This is a genomic window from Microcoleus sp. B4-C1 (assembly GCF_036705285.1).
Lineage (GTDB): Bacteria > Cyanobacteriota > Cyanobacteriia > Cyanobacteriales > Microcoleaceae > Microcoleus.
Window position 1 is genome coordinate 17,023 of sequence record NZ_JAUBUC010000045.1, and the last position, 17,669, is coordinate 34,691.

A 17,669-nucleotide genomic window follows, 5' to 3' on the forward strand; every position below is an offset into this window, starting at 1 on the left:
TGTAGTCAAACTCGCGGCATTGACTGTTTGATTAAATGCGGTTGTGCCTGTAGAGTTAGCTGTTAAATTGCCGATCGGAGTTACAGCACCAACTGCACCATTGAAGGTAACATTACCAGTACCGCCATTCACAGTTAAATCGCTGCTACCGTCAACAGTTGTATTGAAAGTAATTTCGCTGCCGGAGAGAATCGGATTATTGGCAATTGTAACTGCATCTCCATAAGTTTGAGCGCCAGTTGTAGTAACATTTCCCTTGACTTGAGTTGTGCCGCCAGCATCTGTAGTCAAACTCGCGGCATTGACTGTTTGATTAAATGCGGTTGTGCCTGTAGAGTTAGCTGTTAAATTGCCGATCGCATTTGTTGGATTCCCAACTGCACCATTGAATGTAACATCACCGCTAACCGCCTTCACAGTCAAATCACTGCTGCCGTCTACAGTATTATTGAAAGTAATTTCGCTGCCTGCGAGAATGGGATTGTTGGCAATTGTCACTGCATCTCCATAGGTTTGAGCGCCAATTGTAGTGACATTGCCCTTAAGTTCGGTTGTACCGCCAGCATTGGTGGTGAAACTGGTAGCTTTGACAGCATTAAATGTAGTTGTGCCAGCACTGGTGACGGTGACATTTCCTAATGATCCAGTACCGGGCAATCCATTAGCATCAATGCTATTTATCTCGACTTCATTGGGAGTGGCGATCGCAATATCTCCGGCGCTACCAGAAGTAGAACTAGAATTCCAAACAGTTCCTGGGGCTGCAATAATATCGCCATTTGTGCTAGTGAGCTCGATTTTTCCGCCAGCACCAGCAGTGGAACTAGAGTTAAGATTGCTAGCGTTAATCGTATTGTTAGCACTGAGTGCGATCGGGCCACCATTTCCGATAGTGGATGTGGTATCAATTGCCCCTGCTGTCGTATCAATATTGCCATTAGTGCTGCTAAGGGCGATCGCCCCTCCGGGATTTCTCATACTACCAACAGTAATATCGCCTGTAGTTTCAATCGAAAAATCGATCGGACTCTTAACATCCAAAGAATTGATTGTTTTCAGGGAACCTAAAGGTACTGTATTTCCAATGGGCCCGTTGACATTAATCACGCCTGTTCCCGTAGTCAAAACTAGGTTGCCATCGCCGTCAACCGTTCCCCCAAAATTAATGTCACCGGCATTATTTAACCCAGTATCGAGGGTGACATTAGAACCCGTAGCGAGAGAGACTTTGCCACCAAAGTCAATCTTCTGTTCGTTGGTGACAATGGTGAGAATATTTTTGTTTAAGTTAGTCGTTGGAGCATTAAAAGTAATTGAAGCGTTGTTTACACCTGTAATGTTTCCATCGACTGCAATTGTGCCAGCTTGCATTGTGACGGGGAAATTAAAAGTAACACCAGCAGGATCAATTGCGATATTCCCCGTCCCATCCGTGCGCCCGATAATCATTTGGGAAAACCCATTTAAAACCGGAGGCGCGAGTTCAGCACTGCTGAGATTCAAACGAGCGTCCGCAGTATTACCACCCACAGTAATATCTAAACTGGGAGTAAGCGGCTGCAACTGGATAATCCCAGTACCTTTAATTTGAGTTATTGATGACAATGAAATGTCATCGCCCGTCAAAGTGACATTGCCGCCTAAAGTCGCCTCAATCACACCTGGGGTGAGTCTAATGGAATTATCGGAGTTGTTAGCCTTTCCCGTGAGACTAATATTACCCGTTCCCGTAGCTTGTATTGTGCTCGGTACCATGGTAGTAAGAATCGGGGGCATATCAATCCCGTAGGTGTTCAATCCAGTCCCTACACTCGTACCGGTTAAAACAATATCTCCATTCTCCGATTTTACCGTGCCCTCGAAGAGCCTGATCCCGGAATTACCGCTCGCGACTGTAGTGCTGATGCCTGCACTGCTCGTCCCCGTCAACGTCACCTTTCCCAAGCCTGCGGTTTGGATTGTAGCATCATTTAATATCTCTATACCGTGGTTGGAAGCCCCAGTCCCACCACCTGTACCCGTCAGACTGACATTTCCAGAGAGCGCTTTCACTGTAGCGTTCTCAACGAATATCCCTCGATTGTCACGAGTCCCATTACCGCCAACACCGATCAGAGTCACATTCCCATTCTCCGCCGTTGACTCCACTGTAGCGTTGTTGAGATTAACGCCTGTATTTTCGATTCCTGTCCCCGCACCTGTTCCAGTCAGGCTGACACTTCCCCCGGCCCGCACTGTACTGCCGTCAATAGATATCCCTTGATTACCATCTGTCCCGTTGCCGCCAGTACCGTTGAAAGTAATATTGCCGCTGCCAGTAGTTTGTAATGTGGTAGCACCCGAAATAGAAATACCGACATTGTTTCCCCCTGTCGATTTTCTTCCCGTACCATTCAGGTCAATGTTTCCACTTCCGGCATTAATTTTGCTGTTCTGGACATTGATTCCCCGCACGGCCCCAAGAGTCCCCTGACCATTACCCAGGAAATTACCACCATTAGTAGCGATCGTGGAACCTACGATACTGAGAGCACCACCGTTTAGATTATCGCTATCAGCATTCAGAGTAATAGTGCCTCCCTGAGTGGTGATAGTGGTCTTATTAAGATTAATATTATTATTAGCATTCAGAGTCAGCGAATTATTATTATTCCAAGCGATCGGTGCGTCAACGTTAATATTGCCTTGCTCCGTATTACCTGACGCCGTAGAAATAGTAACATTTCCCAAATTTAGCTGTGCTTGCAGCCTCCCATTATTAATCACAGAAGGAGGGCCGGAGTCAACAAATGCATCCCCCGTAGGAACAGTATTCGGACCTACGATAATAGTAATATCAGTAGGATCTAACAATAAGGTACCAGCAATCCCAAAGGTCGATCGCAAATCAACTAATCCTTGAAAATCCAGCCATTGCTTTCCCGATACTTCCGCAAAGCCCCCATTCCCAGAAAACAAGCCACCTCTGGCTGTAATATTGCCATGAAAGCGAGTAGTTTCATCAGCCCAAACTATAACTCGCCCGCCATTCCCATTACTAATAGCATCAGCATTAATCGTCGAGTCGCTGCTGACAAAAGTCCGCGCAGCATTGGGCACAGTCCCCAAACCCTGATAATCTCCGCCAATCAGTACATTACCCCCACCGTTAATCCCAGAAGCATCGATATTGCCTGCAATAACTCCTACTTTGTCGCCTAAAATATTTACACTACCGCCAGTGTTGCCAGAGACATTGAGAGTGCCGGATGCGATCGCAGTTCCCGCAGTTACGGGCACAGCAGCATTCCCCGTTAACACAATTTCGCCATTGGGATTTACCGTCAAACCCGTGGCCTGTGCCACACCTTGTCCAGTCAGCAACTCCGGCAAAGATAATACTGGCTGCGTCCAATTGTTTGGCAGCGAAGTGTGATTTGCTGTCGGCTGAATATCCAAGCTCAATAAATTTCCAGCTTGACTAATCCGCACCAAATTGTTACCCGGTACGGCGCTGATGATAATATTGCCGCTAGGCGCATTTACCTGACCAATATTGACAACCGTACCGCCGATCAAACTTAAACTTTTACCTGGTGTCACCGTCAGATTGCCTGCATTAATTATGCTTCCCCCTGGCAAATTTGTAAACGCAAAACTGTTCGGTGTCCCGATTAATGTTGCCCAATTGTTATTGCCGATCGCACTAAACCACTGATTCTTCCCAAAACCAATCCCTGTCGCCGTAGTAGCATTAAAAGATCCAGGCACGTTGAGAGTGGCATTCGGCCCGAAAATCATGCCAGCAGGATTCATCAAAAATAAATTGGAATTCCCGCCCGTAACTTGAATTAAGCCATTTATTAAAGAAGGATTACCCCCAGTAATCCTTCCCAAAATATTTTGAATATTGGGATTGGTCAAAAAGTTAGCCGTTTCAGCCTCGCTGAGGCCAAACTGAGTAAAACTGTGAAAAAGATTAGCCCCATCTCCGCTGAAGGCCCCCCCGGAAATGTCGTAGCGGTTGCCGTTGGGAGTGACAACTGTGTTAGTGCCATCTGGTGCGGGGGCGATGGGTTGCGCCTTGGCCGAACCCGCCGCTGCACTCAGCCAGCTAACAATGAATAACCATCCGAGGAAATGTAGTTTGTTGGGTGTCATTGTGTTTAAAGATGGTGCTTAAAGTGCGATCGTATTTATTTTTACTATTTTTACTCCTAAAAATTTCTCATGTCAATAGGAGCATCCTATTTGGGGCGATCGAATAATTAGGACTAAAAAAGGAAATGTATGTTTTCAATTAGGAATGAGAATTAAATAACTTCCACTCTTGAAAGTGGGATGGGCGTCCCGCCCGTCCAAAAAGGACGGGCGGGACGCCCATCCCACCATAACAATTAAAATTGTAAGTTATTTAATTCGCGAGCCTTAGTATGATTTACATATTTTTTTTTTACTAGGAATCATGCGAGGTAAATCAAACTTGGTTTCTTTTTTTGACTTTCACTGCTTCCTTACCACAATTACCTTAAACAACCGGGTTAATTTGTTCGGGACTGTGGCGGAAAATATGGCACATAACGCGAGGTTTAGGGGTTTAAAAAACTCGGAATTTTAGTCAAAACTACGTAAGTATCGCTCGCCTGTTATACATCTTGCTTAAAGTAGCAAAAAACTCGCTCAAATCCCTACTCGCCGGCGCTCCCGCTTCTTTCTGCATCGGGCGAGCAGCTTGCAGCCCGCTTTCAGGAGCAACTAACCGAACAGCCGACTTTCTCTCAAAAACTTTATATTTTATGGAGGAACTTTACCAAAACTTCATAAAGATCGAGTAAAATTTTTATGTATTTTTGATGAAAGCCAATATAGGCAAGTCTTGCACTCAACTTTAGACCGTTACCGAAACCAAGTAAATGTAGTAGCTTGGAAGTCTAGGCCGGATGAAAATCTTGCTGTTACAGATTAAACTGTGCCAATCTAGTGTCAGTGAAAACTCTTAGAAGAAGCACTCATTTACTGCAAAACACCCTTAAGTGAGATATGTATGTATATTCACTGGTGTGGAGCCTCTTCTTCAGGTTTGACGATCGTCCTAAATATCGCAGGCTCGCGATCGTCTATTCGCGTCACGGCAACATGGCATTTAGGGCATTTTGGGCCTAACTACCTAACAATACAGGAGGAATCAGGGTTATGACTACCTTAACGCTAGTCAAAAAAACATCTTTTACAGTCGCCAGCTTGGCAACCACAATGTTGCTCAGCATCTGCCTGCCCGTCCGAGCTTTCATGTTTGGCACCGACGGCATCCAGTTCGATCAAGATACCAATGTAGAGTTCACATTCCTAGAATCTCACAACTCTTACCAGTCCAGCTTGTGGGTAGCAGCCAAAGCTGCTGAGCCACAAAACAATGGCTACACCAACATCGCCAGACTGTTTTACGAGACTACACCCTCAGATAACGGCTCTGCCAACAACTGGAAAGGAACCTTCGGCAACGCAGTCACCTCCGAAAACGGCTCCATCACCCAAAACTTCAGATTTTTGAAGGATCAAATTTATGCCCTGCTGCTGTGGAGCGACACCGGCAGTGGCAACCCTCTCGCGCAATACGTCTCGTCAAGCACCTTCATGAACAGCTCCCAATGGCGGGCCGCTGGCACCCAGTTCCGAAGAGATGAATGTCTGGTGGCGGGATGTCAGCTTGCTGTGTTAGGTAACTTTGTGCTCCCCAACAACTCCAGTGGCTCCTTTGCAAACATCAACGGCGGTAAAGGCCCAGAGCAATTTTCATCCCTCACAATGGCCGAACTGGCTAATGGCACAAAAATCTCCTTCGACGATGCCGAACCAGGAACCAAGCTAGACTTCAACGACTTCACCGTGTTGGCTCAGTTAGCCCCCCAACCAGTCCCCCAACCAGTCCCCCAACCAGTCCCCGAACCAGCCCCCGAACCAGTCCCCGAACCAGTCACAGTATTCGGGACTATCCTGGGGATCGGGGCTTTGGCTGCGGCTCGCAGGAAAAAAAAGCGAGGGCAGTAACCATAAAAATGACTCTTAACCAGACCCATACAAATCTAAATAGTGCGTCTGTTCAGTGGTAATCTGAGGAATAGCATTTCTAAATGTTAAGACTTTTTCCATAACGGGAAAAATAGCATCCTAACAAAGGCACTATTCATGGTATCCACCGCAGAAAAAACGAACGTAGGCTACATCACCCAAATCATTGGGCCGGTTGTAGACGTAAAATTCCCAGGCGGCAAACTGCCCCAAATCTATAACGCTCTCACGATTTCCGGCAAAAACGAAGCAGGTCAAGACATTGCTGTTACCTGCGAAGTTCAACAACTGCTCGGAGACAGCCAAGTGCGTGCAGTTTCCATGAGTACCACCGACGGCTTGGTGCGTGGCATGGAAGTAGTAGATACCGGGGAATCGATCCAAGTTCCAGTCGGAATCCCAACTCTCGGCCGGATTTTTAACGTCATCGGTCAACCCGTAGACAACCTCGGCCCGGTCAATACTTCCGAAAGTATGCCCATCCACCGCAACCCGCCGGCTTTCACCGAACTGGAAACCAAGCCTTCGGTGTTTGAAACCGGGATCAAGGTGATTGACCTGCTGGCCCCCTACCGTCGCGGCGGCAAAATCGGTTTGTTCGGTGGCGCAGGCGTCGGCAAAACCGTGATTATGATGGAACTCGTGAACAACATCGCCAAGGCTCACGGCGGCGTGTCCGTGTTCGGTGGTGTGGGCGAGCGCACCCGCGAAGGTAATGACCTCTACAAAGAAATGATCGAGTCGGGGGTTATTAACGAAGAAGACCGCAGCAAGTCAAAAATTGCTCTGGTTTACGGTCAAATGAACGAGCCGCCTGGTGCTCGGATGCGCGTGGGCCTGTCGGCTCTGGCGATGGCCGAATACTTCCGTGATGTCAGCAAGCAAGACGTGCTGCTGTTCATTGACAATATCTTCCGGTTCGTGCAAGCGGGCTCTGAGGTATCGGCTCTGTTGGGTCGGATGCCTTCGGCTGTGGGATATCAGCCGACTCTCGGTACAGACATGGGCGACTTGCAAGAACGGATTACCTCGACTACCGAAGGTTCGATTACTTCAGTTCAAGCTGTGTACGTACCTGCGGATGACTTGACTGACCCCGCACCGGCTACGACTTTTGCTCACTTGGACGCTACAACTGTGTTGTCTCGCGGCTTGGCTGCGAAGGGGATTTATCCTGCGGTTGACCCGCTGGATTCTACGTCTACGATGTTGCAAGTTAGCGTTGTCGGCGAAGAGCACTATGGTGTTGCTCGTCAGGTGCAGTCAACTCTGCAACGCTACAAGGAATTGCAAGACATTATTGCAATTTTGGGCTTGGATGAGCTGTCGGAAGATGACCGCTTGACGGTTTCTCGCGCTCGCAAAATTGAACGGTTCTTGTCTCAACCGTTCTTTGTGGCTGAAGTGTTCACCGGTTCCCCCGGCAAGTACGTCAAGTTGGCAGACACCATTAAGGGCTTCCAAATGATTTTGGCTGGCGAACTTGACGAATTACCGGAACAAGCTTTCTATTTGGTGGGCGATATTAACGAGGCGATCGCCAAAGCTGAAAAAATGAAAGCTGACGCCAAGTAATTTTAGTCATGAGTCAGTAGTCAGTAGTCATGAGTCATGAGTCAGTAGTTATTAGTTATTTGTTATTAGTTATTGGTTATTGGTAACAACTGACAACTGACAACTGACAACTGACAACTGATAACTGACAACTGACAACTGACAACTGACAACTGACAACTGACAACCGACAACTGACAATTTATGACATTAACTGTGCGCGTAGTGGCCCCAGACAAAACTGTTTGGGATTCTAATGCTGAAGAAGTAATTCTGCCGAGCACCACAGGCCAACTGGGTATCTTGAGCGGTCACGCTCCAATGTTGACAGCTTTGGATACCGGAGTGATGCGCGTCCGTCCCGGCAAGGAATGGGTGTCTATTGCTCTGATGGGCGGCTTTGCAGAAATCCAAGAAAACAAAGTTACTATTCTTGTCAACGGCGCTGAAAAAGGCGAAACCATTGATAAAGAAGCTGCTCGTACTGCTTACACCGAAGCAGAAGCTCGTTTGCAAAAGGCTACTACCGGCACTTTGCAAGAGCAAATTCAAGCTAAGCAAGCAATCAAACGCGCGAGAGCTCGTTTCCAAGCTGCCGGCGGCACGCTCTAGCTCTAAGGGTAAGGACATAGTGCTTTTGTAGTAGGGACACAACAATGTTGTGTCCCTGCTGTTTTTCTCGCGTTGTGTCCCTAATTTTTTGCTAAACTCCCGCCTCGGACAATAGAGATTGCATTGTTTCCCAAGATAACCCCTGCTGAAGATAGCGGGGGTTATTTGGATTGTAGGGACTCTCCACGCGATCGATACTGATGATTTTTGCTTCCTCCGGCAAAACAGGAACCTCTGGATCGCTCGCGGTCGATCGCGTCAGGGAGCTAGAAAAGCCTTTAAAAATAGCAATTTCATCGAATTCGCCGTCAATTTCGGCCTTGACGATTAAAACTTCGTGCGATCGTTTTACCGTGTATTGTTCCAAGCGACGAGCAATAGAGTCAGCCATAGCAAATATCACTTTCCTGAAATCTGCTATAATATAGCTTAATTTTGTGGCTAATTTCAGGGGCAGCGAGCCAATATTTTATTCTTAATTAAACCTTTTTTAACAGCCGGAAGTAAGCGCACATAATATAAATTGTGTAAAAAAAAGTTGCAATATTTTCCGTCAGCAAAACCTACTTGTTCAATATTTTACAGCATATTTTATGTATATTTAGTACGGATAAACCGGGTTTCGATCAATAGAATCAGTTAAGATGCGAGAACTGTAAATAAACCCCGTGAGAGCGCGGTATAATTCATAAACCTGGAATATTCTGTATGATGCAGAAACAGAACCAAGCATTCAACTAAAACAGGCAACTGCTGGTGAATTTCAAAAATGTCTGGAGCTTTATTTCTAGAAAAATTTTACTTAGACGCAAAAATTATTCAATAAGATTTGCGAAAGAAAGCCTCAAGATAAGTTAGGATCGCGAATTAAATAACTTACAATTTTAATTGTTATTGTGGGATGGGCGTCCCGCCCGTCCAAAAAGGACGGGCGAGACGCCCATCCCACTTTCAAGAGTGGAAGTTATTTAATTCTCATTCCTTAGCAGCAATTTACTCTCAGCGCTCTCTAAAGAATGGAATGTCTGGAGTGCCACAAGGATAGTCGGGGATAGAAGCTTTGGATGAAAAGTAGTGATACAGATATATTGTATGTGAACATCGGTAAGGACAGGGAAATGCCTTGTCCGGCGCGGGGACGAGCACACGGAAATGCCGTGTCTCTACGGTTCGCTTTGACTTTTAATAATTTGGTATAAGATGAAAGATTGTAGAACCGAGATCGCGTCTTCCTTGTGTAAGTTGTGTTTAAGTACAAAATGGTTTATAATACTTACCAGCGGTAAGAACTAGCTCCAAGTATTAACTGGGTTTTTCAACCTAAACTAATGTTATGTCCACTCTTTCTCTCAAGCACTTAGTGGCAAAACTTTCAAGAAAAGCAACGCTGCAAACTGTACTCATAGTTCCGTTTGTCTTGCAAGTATTTGCAGCGGTGGGTATTGTAGGATACTTATCATTTAGGAACTCTCAAAGAGCAGTGAATGACCTTGCGGATCAGTTGATGGGCGAGGTGAGCAATCGCATCGAGCAAAATTTGAGAACTTATCTGCAAACTCCGCACCAAATCAATCAAAGCAAGCTGGATGCGGTGAAACTCGGTTTTGTGAACATGAAAGACTTGTCAGCTTGGGAAAAGTATCTATGGCGACAAGTGCAATTATATCCTTATATCAATTTTACATCGATCGCTAATCAAGATGGAGAATATCGCACTGGCGAAAAGATGTCTAATGGCACTTTATTGATTAACGCATCGGGGCCTTCTACAAATTTTAATTTTTATTCTTACAATACTAATGATACGGGCGATCGCACGACAGTAGCCGCCTCCGTTAAAAACTTCGACATCCGACAGCACCCTTCCTACGCCTATGCGGCTCTAGAAGCCAAACCAACTTGGAGTTCAGTTTATATATCCTTCCTAGAACCCACCTTACTCCTCAGCGCGCTGCAACCAGTTTACAACAGCCAGAAACAGCTAGAAGGAGTATTAATTGCTGCTTTGCGTCTCGACAGTATCGGTCAATTTTTAAACAGCCTCAAAATAGGTAAATCTGGTCAAACTTTTATTATCGAAAGAAACGGCACGCTGCTGGCAACTTCCACAGCCGAAAAACCTTTCCGCACCCAAAACGGTCAAAAAGAACTGTTTAAAGTTACAGAAAGCAGCGACGCAGTAACGCAAACTACAGCTAAATATTTAGAAAGTCACTTTCAAAACTTGCACCAAATTACAAAATCGCAGCAAATAAATGTTGAAATCAACGGTCAGCAGAAATTTTTAAAAGTCCTGCCATTTCAAGACGACAAGGGTTTAGATTTGCTGATTGTCGTTGTCGTTCCCGAAGCCGACTTTATGGAACAAATTCATGCGGGCAACCGAACTACAGTGTTGCTATGTCTGGCAGCTTTGGGCATGGCAAGTGTGTTAGGAATTCTCACTTCTCGCTGGATTATCAAACCTCTTATAAAATTAAAAAATGCAGCAATAGCTTTATCTGAAGGACAATTTGACCAAACTGTCAAGCTCGATCGCTCCGACGAATTGGGCGTACTTGCCGCTGCTTTTAACAGCATGGCACAACAACTGCAAGCATCTTTTACTGCCTTAGAAACTAAAAATACCGAATTGCAGCGACTCGACAAACTGAAAGACGAATTTTTAGCCAATACTTCCCACGAACTCCGCACTCCGCTCAACGGCATTATTGGGATTGCAGAATCTTTAATAGACGGTGCTACCGGACAACTGCCAGAACCAACAAATTTTAACTTAGCTTTAATTTCATCATCGGGCAAAAGATTGTCTTCTTTAATTAACGATCTTCTGGACTTTTCTCAGCTAAAACACAAAACGATAGAACTGCAAATTAAGTCAGTCGGTATTCGAGAAATAGTCTCTGTAATTCTCACTTTGTCTCAGCCATTAGTAGGCAAAAAAAACTTGCAGTTGATTAACTCAGTCGCTCCTGAATTGCCGCCAATAGCAGCAGACGAGAATCGCTTGCAGCAAATACTTTACAACTTAATCGGCAATGCAATTAAATTTACCGAAAGCGGCAGAGTTGAAATTTCAGCAGAATTGGTAACGGGCAACGCACAATCACCGTCTAATTCCCAATTAGCCATTACTGTATCTGATACTGGCATTGGCATCCCCGAAGATAAATTAGACCGAATTTTTGAATCCTTTGAACAAGCTGACGGTTCTACTGCTAGAGAATATGGCGGCACGGGTTTAGGGTTAACTGTTGCCAAGCAATTAGTTGAATTGCACGGAGGGAAAATTGGGGTATCTTCAACTGTAGGCGTCGGTTCCCAATTCATCTTTACTTTGCCCGTATCTGAGAGTCAGCCAGATTTTAATAGCATACAGCCGCGTTTAACCGAGGGTTCTCCCATTTTAATCACTCCTGAATTCGCGGGCAAATCCTCTATAATAAATTCTCAGCTATCAGACAATAGCGATTTGCTAGAAAGTGAAAAACTAAAAGTTTTGGTAGTCGATGATGAACCCATTAATATTCAGGTCATCATCAACAGTCTTTCTCTAGCAAACTATGAGATAACTCAAGCGAGCAACGGCTTAGAAGCTTTAAATCTGATTGAATCAGGATTTAAGCCCGACTTAATTTTACTCGACGTAATGATGCCGCAGATGACTGGTTATGAAGTGTGTCGAGAAGTTCGCAAAAAATACTCGCCTTTAGAAATGCCGATTCTGATGCTGACGGCTAAAAATCAAACTACTGACTTGGTAGAAGCTTTTAACTTAGAAGCAAATGATTATGTAACTAAACCTTTTATAAAAAAGGAATTGTTGGCGAGAATTAATACGCAAATTCGCCTAGCAAAACTGAATGCAGCCTACGGCAGGTTTGTGCCGCACGATTTTCTAAACTTGCTGGAAAAGCCGAGTATTATTGAAGTAAAATTAGGCGAACATCAGGAAAGAGATATGACAGTGCTGTTTGCTGATATTCGCTCGTTTACTGCGCTTTCCGAAAATATGACACCGGATGAAAATTTTACATTTATTAATACTTACTTGGGAAGGGTTAGCCCTGCAATTAGGAAAAATAACGGGTTTATTGACAAATACATTGGTGATGCAGTAATGGCACTGTTTCCTACATCCCCTGAAGATGGTGTGCGAGCAGCAATTGATATGCAGAAAGAAGTAAATCTCTATAACCAGCAGCGAGAAAAAAGTGGCTTGTTTCCGATCGCGATCGGCGTCGGTTTGCACGCGGGCAATTTGATGTTGGGTACCATCGGCGAACGAGAACGGATGGAAAGTACGGTGATTGCTGATGCGGTGAATCTCGCGTCTCGTTTGGAAGGATTGACTAAGGTTTACGGCGCGGGCATTCTAGTTAGCGGTGCAATTATCGATCGCCTCGACGATCCAGAAAAATATAAGTACAGATTTGTCGATCGAGTAACGGTGAAAGGAAAGACAAATGCTGTGTCGGTGTTTGAAATTTACGATACAGAAACAGAGGAAAGCATTGTACTCAAGCAGCAAACGGCGGAGGTTTTTCAAGAAGCCCTCAATTTTTACTACGAGCAAAAATTTGTTGCCGCCCAAAAAGTATTTCAGAATATTTTACAAATCAATCCAGACGATCGGGTAGCAATGCTGTATTTCAAACGCTCTCGCAAGTATCGAATGTACGGAGCCCCGGAGGGGTGGTGTGGGGTGGAAACTTCGACAGAAAAATAGGGCGCACACTGCACGCCCTACTCTGTTTAACACATGGTTGCACAAACTTTAAAATATAGTTGTACAAACACCCAATTTATTCCAAGTTTTAGGGCCGACAATGCCATCAGCAACGATTTGTTGTTGGTTTTGAAAATTGATAACGGCTTGTTGGGTTTTCGGGCCGAATCCTCCATCAGTATTTAAAGAAAATCCCTTGGCGTTCAAGAGTCGCTGAAGGTAGCGAACGTCCTCATTTTGGGTGACGCCATCGTTGCGTTTGAGTAAAGGAAAATAACGGCAGGAAGGTAATTCAGTACGAATTGCGTTTGTGGTTTGCATGGTTTGATTCTCCATTGGTTGTTTGCAAGTTGTTTAAAAGTAGAGAAGTGCGGAAAAGATGTTAATTAATAGTCCTGGATGCACTTTTGACGGGCATAAACAAGGTTTCGGCTTCGCTCAACCACTAGGTTTTTTAGCGTTTATGAGGGCGTAAAAGAAGTATTGCTGTGAAAAAACCCAGTTTCTTGCTACCCGTGCGCCTAGGATTAGATAACTTGGATTTAACATCCGGGTTCACCTGTATAACAAGCGCCTAATAGACTCCAAGTTTGAGGGCCAACAATGCCATCAACAGCAATCTGATTTTCCTTTTGAAATCTGATGACTGCTTCTTCGGTTTTTGGGCCGAAGAATCCATCAGTTGTGACGGGATATCCGTTTTCAACTAAGGATTGTTGGAGATAGCGGACGTTTTGATTGGCAGTGGTGCTATTATTTCGTTTCAGTGTGGGCAGTGAAGAGCAAAGAGGCAATTGAGCGTAAATAGGGTTTGTGGTTTGCATTGTTTGATTGGGGATTAGTGGTTTGCAAGTTGTTTGAACTTGCTATTCCCCAGTTGTAGCTGTGGGGGGAAGTGCTTTAACAGTCGCTTTTTATAGTGACGCTTATCTGGGGTAGCTCAAATGAGTGACAGCCCGCTATCAAATCCCTTTTGTATAAAATAATTGTCAAAGACAAACAGCAGCGAATTTCCATTTTCGATCAACTTTTAGCATCTTTGCCGGAAGCCCCACACCATACCTGTAGGGCTGTTGGTGTTGGGATGGATAGGCAGATTGACGTAGGGAAAGCGAGGCAATCAATCCTGTCACGGTGTAATCGCTCTACTCTTATATAAGCTGAGTAATGGTCTTTTCTATAGAGGAGGCAAAAATACTGTATTTAAAGCTAGTTAACCATGGGATCGAAAAGGGCGATCGGGAAAATTGGTTTGGGGTTGCGACTTTAACTTAGAAGTGATATCATAGTATCGGTAGATAGTAGATTTCCGGCTGTCAAACAACTTGAGAATGGAATCTATGACAATTTCTGTAACTATCGGGTTAAAGTCGGAAATAAACTCGTCGGCGTTGAGATTTTCTCGAAAAAATTCCTTAGCTCGATCGCACTGATAGCGCATTTCGTCAAAGCCAACAATTTTTACCACAAACGTTGTCAGGGGCGAACTCTCCAAATCGGTATTAGAAGTGCTTTTAGCCCGCCCATTTTCTAATAAATTCAATACTTCCGCTTCTAAACTAATTTTAGGTTTATAAGGTTTCTCTATTTCTGGAAAAAAGCTTTCCAGGCGCACGCAGTTAGGAACTTGAGCCGGAATTCCTCCCATCATCATCGCCAGAGAAACCTCAATCCCCAAATCCGAAGAAAGAGCTTCTAGCAGGGCTAGGGCAGCCAGTTTGCACCCCAAATAAAGCTTCGCAATTTCGAGATTGTACTTAGCAGTAGTTTCCCAGCGCTGATAGGTGCGATCGTCTGGATATCCCTCAAACTGTCGGAAAATTATTTCTGGCTTGAGATAATTCAGAAAACCTTCCATCTTCACCAAAGCAACTCGGTAGTCGCGAACCGTGTAAAAACCCCAGCATATGAGATTGTGATTGGTTTCCGGCAGTAAATTCCAGGTATTTGCCAAAAAATGGGCTGAACTATGGTGAGCAAAACTCATCACATCCCGGTTAGAGATTCGCACAGCTTTTTTGACCGTTTCCCGCATTTCCTCGTCCGTTAAACTGAGGTTAAACAGGCTATTTATTGCTTGCAAGCGCTCATAAAGACGCTGGCTTACCGTTACTCCCGCATCGGCGGCGCGAAACGGAATTGTTGCTTCAATGCAGCCGGCAATTTGAAGCAATTGCTCGCGTTTGAGAAATGGTTCTAGAGCTTTTGCTGCTACGACAGCGCTGAGAAATTCGTTTTGTCCAGCCAAAGGATTGAGGACTTCGCCCGGTACAAAATTGAATACCAGCATTACCATCTCGAAGGTAGCATCCGCAGGCAGTTCAGATTTATCCCGAATTTGTAGGTGTTGGTTAACCTCTTTTGCAACAGGAGTGATGTAGTAGCTGACGTTAAAGTTAATGCTGCGATCGACTTGTAGGTAGACGGTATCGTGAAATAAAGCTGCCAAAACCTCGATCGCATCTTCATCTCCCCCCACATCAAAAATATGTTCGGGAGTGTGAAAAAACCGCCAGGGCCCCATCATCGGCTGAACAATCAGTTCGGCAATCCGAGCGAGTTCACTTGGTTCGACTTTTGCTTCCAGGCGATCGATCGCCCAAATCAGCCTGTCTAAGCACTGTAAGTAGGCTTGTTTGCTATCCATCACAGTCTTTCCCAATAACATTACTGTCAGTCGATTTTAGATTTTAGATTTTAGATTTTCTCGACAGATGAATCTGGAAGCTGGAACCTTAGTCTAAAATTGTTAGATATCCACGACTGGAGTCCACGGCTTGTATCCGTTTTTGGGCGGGTCACGTCAGCCACCCGGCTGTTAGTTTGATTTTATCCTAGATGCGCCCCGGCTGTTTTTATTTGGGATTTATGAGATTTTGGTGGAATAATTTAGCTGCCATTTAGGAGGGAAATACTAACTAAAACTAAACTTAATTTCCGGTAGCTGACCTCCCCTGTTTTCCTAGTCTAATTAGCACAAAGTATGACAAGAAAATTACATAGATAGCTAAACCAATCAGACCCAACAATCCCAAAAATTGAGGGGTTGTAGTAGGGTGAAACATTTGTTTATAGAGCCAAGGTGGGTCTAACCAAATGCGGCAAAAAGGTTCGTCAATTACCTCAATTTGCGATTTAAAAGCACAGCTTAAGAAGGGAAGTTGAGCAAGAGCGCCCAAACCGCTGTAAACAGTAATCGCCCACCGCCAAGCTGTAAAAGCCAGTTTCAGGGGCGACTGCGGTCGATCGGCAATTTCTTCGTTTAAATCCTCCCAAAACCACAGACTCGCAGGAATTAAGGCCCTCCCAATCACCGACGATACAAAGCTCACAGGCAGCGCAGCCATCATCAGGTAAAGTGTAATTGCCAGCAAACTCGCCACCCGCCAATAAATAATCGACAAACGGACGATCGCCTCAGCTTTTGCCACAACAGCCCAAATCAGCACTACCAGCGGGATCGAAATTGTTAATAACACAGACAAACGGTAATCCATCCACACTAGCGGTTGAAACCAAGGCCCGGTGGCTGCCAATAAAAGACTCAACATCTTTGGGAAAATATACTCACTTATTTGTCACAAATTTTACTACAAAAATGCTAAAAAATCAGCAACCAGAACACGGTCTTAATGTTTTAGTTACTGCTACATTTTCTAAGGTACTTGGCGCGCTTTGAAAGGTACTTGAGACACGATAGACGGCAATACGCTTGAGTTAAAACTGTTTATTCTTGAGATATCTCCTTCCCATCCTCGCCCCTTTTGGGGGACGCAAGAGCAAATTCTTGTCCCCCTTGGGGGGCGAGGGGGAAGCTGGCGGATTTGAACCGTATTGGGATAGAGGGCAAATCTCACCATTATTTCAAGGCTCAACCCCTAAAATAAAATTCTCCCGCGCCAAAAGTTAGATTTCGGCGCGGGAGGTTCGGCATAGAGCTAAATGGCTCGTTTATTCCTCGTAGATGCGGCACTCAGCAGCGTCAGGATTGTCGTCGCAAAATTTTTCAAAAGAATTCTTAGGTTTGACTTGCTTTTGGTGGGAAGCTTCTGCTTGCAGTTCTTCAACTGCGTCCCACGCCGCCGCGCATTCCCCGGAAGTTGCGCCCTTGAGGTCACAGACGGTACGAGCGCTTTCTAGTTCTTCTTCAATTTTCTCTTGGATGTTGCCTGCGGGTGTTGTTGTCATAAAACTTGTTGGTATGAATGTGTAGGAGAATATGGTTGTCCCCGACCTATTTCTAGGTAATTTTAGCACGCGCCTTTGTTTAGTGAGCTTGTTCGGCTAACGGCACGTCCTTAACCCAAATAAAGATGTTTAACCGTTAACGACAGAGCAAGGGACTAGCTAAGCAGCCACTTGGTGTCATAACTCAAAAAACGTAGACCTCTAAAGTATACGGCTGGTCAACTGTGGTTTAAGTCAAAGGCTCGAAGCGAGCGTGTCTTTAGACCTGGGTCGTTGACCTTATTAAGTAAGAAAGGTTTTCTTTTGGGATGTTAGTTTGGGTTGGATTTGCTGTTTCGGTCTGGCGACCCCAGCTAATAATAGCTTGAGATGCGGTGCGGTTGCAGCAGCCCAGAGAGAAACCATCCATAACTGCGATCGCAGTAGCCGTCTCTACTCCCTGCTTTACTAGCCCGTAGGCGGATTCTAGTCCACAGGCATCAATGTAGGTCGAGCCAACCTTACTTTTGATGAAAACATTACACGAGGTTGGTGTGTC

At 45.1% G+C, this 17,669-nt stretch carries 12 protein-coding genes; 5 read left to right on the plus strand and 7 right to left on the minus strand.

Features of this window, described 5'->3' with window-relative positions:
* Positions 1-4,140, minus strand: a 4,140-nt coding sequence (locus tag QUB26_RS18350; protein ID WP_333319150.1) for a two-partner secretion domain-containing protein, incomplete at its 3' end; no start/stop codon positions are given.
* 883 nt (positions 4,141-5,023) lie between these two features.
* On the opposite strand from QUB26_RS18350, the gene QUB26_RS18355 reads away from it, so the two are divergent.
* From QUB26_RS18355 to atpC, 4 genes are all read left to right on the plus strand, one after another.
* A complete protein-coding gene (locus tag QUB26_RS18355) occupies positions 5,024-5,176 on the plus strand; it encodes a hypothetical protein (RefSeq protein WP_333234142.1) in 153 nt (50 codons plus the stop codon).
* Positions 5,173-6,027: a PEP-CTERM sorting domain-containing protein gene (locus QUB26_RS18360; RefSeq protein WP_333240749.1), complete on the plus strand. Its 855-nt coding sequence runs from the start codon at positions 5,173-5,175 to the stop codon at positions 6,025-6,027. Before QUB26_RS18355 ends, QUB26_RS18360 begins: the two co-directional genes overlap by 4 nt.
* 138 nt (positions 6,028-6,165) lie before the next feature.
* On the plus strand, positions 6,166-7,623 hold the full coding sequence (gene atpD / locus QUB26_RS18365) for a F0F1 ATP synthase subunit beta (protein WP_333240747.1): 1,458 nt from the start codon (positions 6,166-6,168) through the stop codon (positions 7,621-7,623).
* A gap of 183 nt (positions 7,624-7,806) precedes the next feature.
* Entirely contained in the window at positions 7,807-8,214 is a 408-nt protein-coding gene (atpC, locus tag QUB26_RS18370; protein ID WP_333058306.1) for an ATP synthase F1 subunit epsilon, read from the plus strand.
* A 91-nt stretch (positions 8,215-8,305) separates the two neighbouring features.
* On the opposite strand, the gene QUB26_RS18375 is transcribed toward atpC, so the two are convergent.
* Positions 8,306-8,605: a DUF7734 family protein gene (locus QUB26_RS18375; protein ID WP_333240746.1), complete on the minus strand. Its 300-nt coding sequence runs from the start codon at positions 8,603-8,605 to the stop codon at positions 8,306-8,308.
* Between the two features lie 942 nt (positions 8,606-9,547).
* On the opposite strand from QUB26_RS18375, the gene QUB26_RS18380 reads away from it, so the two are divergent.
* On the plus strand, positions 9,548-12,943 hold the full coding sequence (locus QUB26_RS18380) for an ATP-binding protein (protein WP_333240744.1): 3,396 nt from the start codon (positions 9,548-9,550) through the stop codon (positions 12,941-12,943).
* Between the two features lie 48 nt (positions 12,944-12,991).
* On the opposite strand, the gene QUB26_RS18385 is transcribed toward QUB26_RS18380, so the two are convergent.
* From QUB26_RS18385 to QUB26_RS18405, 5 genes are all read right to left on the minus strand, one after another.
* Positions 12,992-13,264: a peptidoglycan-binding domain-containing protein gene (locus QUB26_RS18385; protein WP_333240741.1), complete on the minus strand. Its 273-nt coding sequence runs from the start codon at positions 13,262-13,264 to the stop codon at positions 12,992-12,994.
* Positions 13,265-13,485: 221 nt separating this feature from the next.
* Positions 13,486-13,767 carry a peptidoglycan-binding domain-containing protein gene (locus QUB26_RS18390; RefSeq protein WP_333240737.1) on the minus strand — a complete coding sequence of 94 codons (282 nt, stop codon included), beginning with the start codon at positions 13,765-13,767 and terminating at the stop codon, positions 13,486-13,488.
* 389 nt (positions 13,768-14,156) lie between these two features.
* Positions 14,157-15,611, minus strand: a complete 1,455-nt coding sequence (locus QUB26_RS18395) for a hypothetical protein (RefSeq protein ID WP_333319152.1) — start codon at positions 15,609-15,611, stop codon at positions 14,157-14,159.
* Positions 15,612-15,873: 262 nt separating this feature from the next.
* Positions 15,874-16,494: a DUF3177 family protein gene (locus QUB26_RS18400; RefSeq protein ID WP_333240730.1), complete on the minus strand. Its 621-nt coding sequence runs from the start codon at positions 16,492-16,494 to the stop codon at positions 15,874-15,876.
* Positions 16,495-16,894: 400 nt separating this feature from the next.
* Positions 16,895-17,131 carry a Calvin cycle protein CP12 gene (locus QUB26_RS18405; RefSeq protein ID WP_190662788.1) on the minus strand — a complete coding sequence of 79 codons (237 nt, stop codon included), beginning with the start codon at positions 17,129-17,131 and terminating at the stop codon, positions 16,895-16,897.
* Positions 17,132-17,669 lie beyond the last annotated feature (538 nt).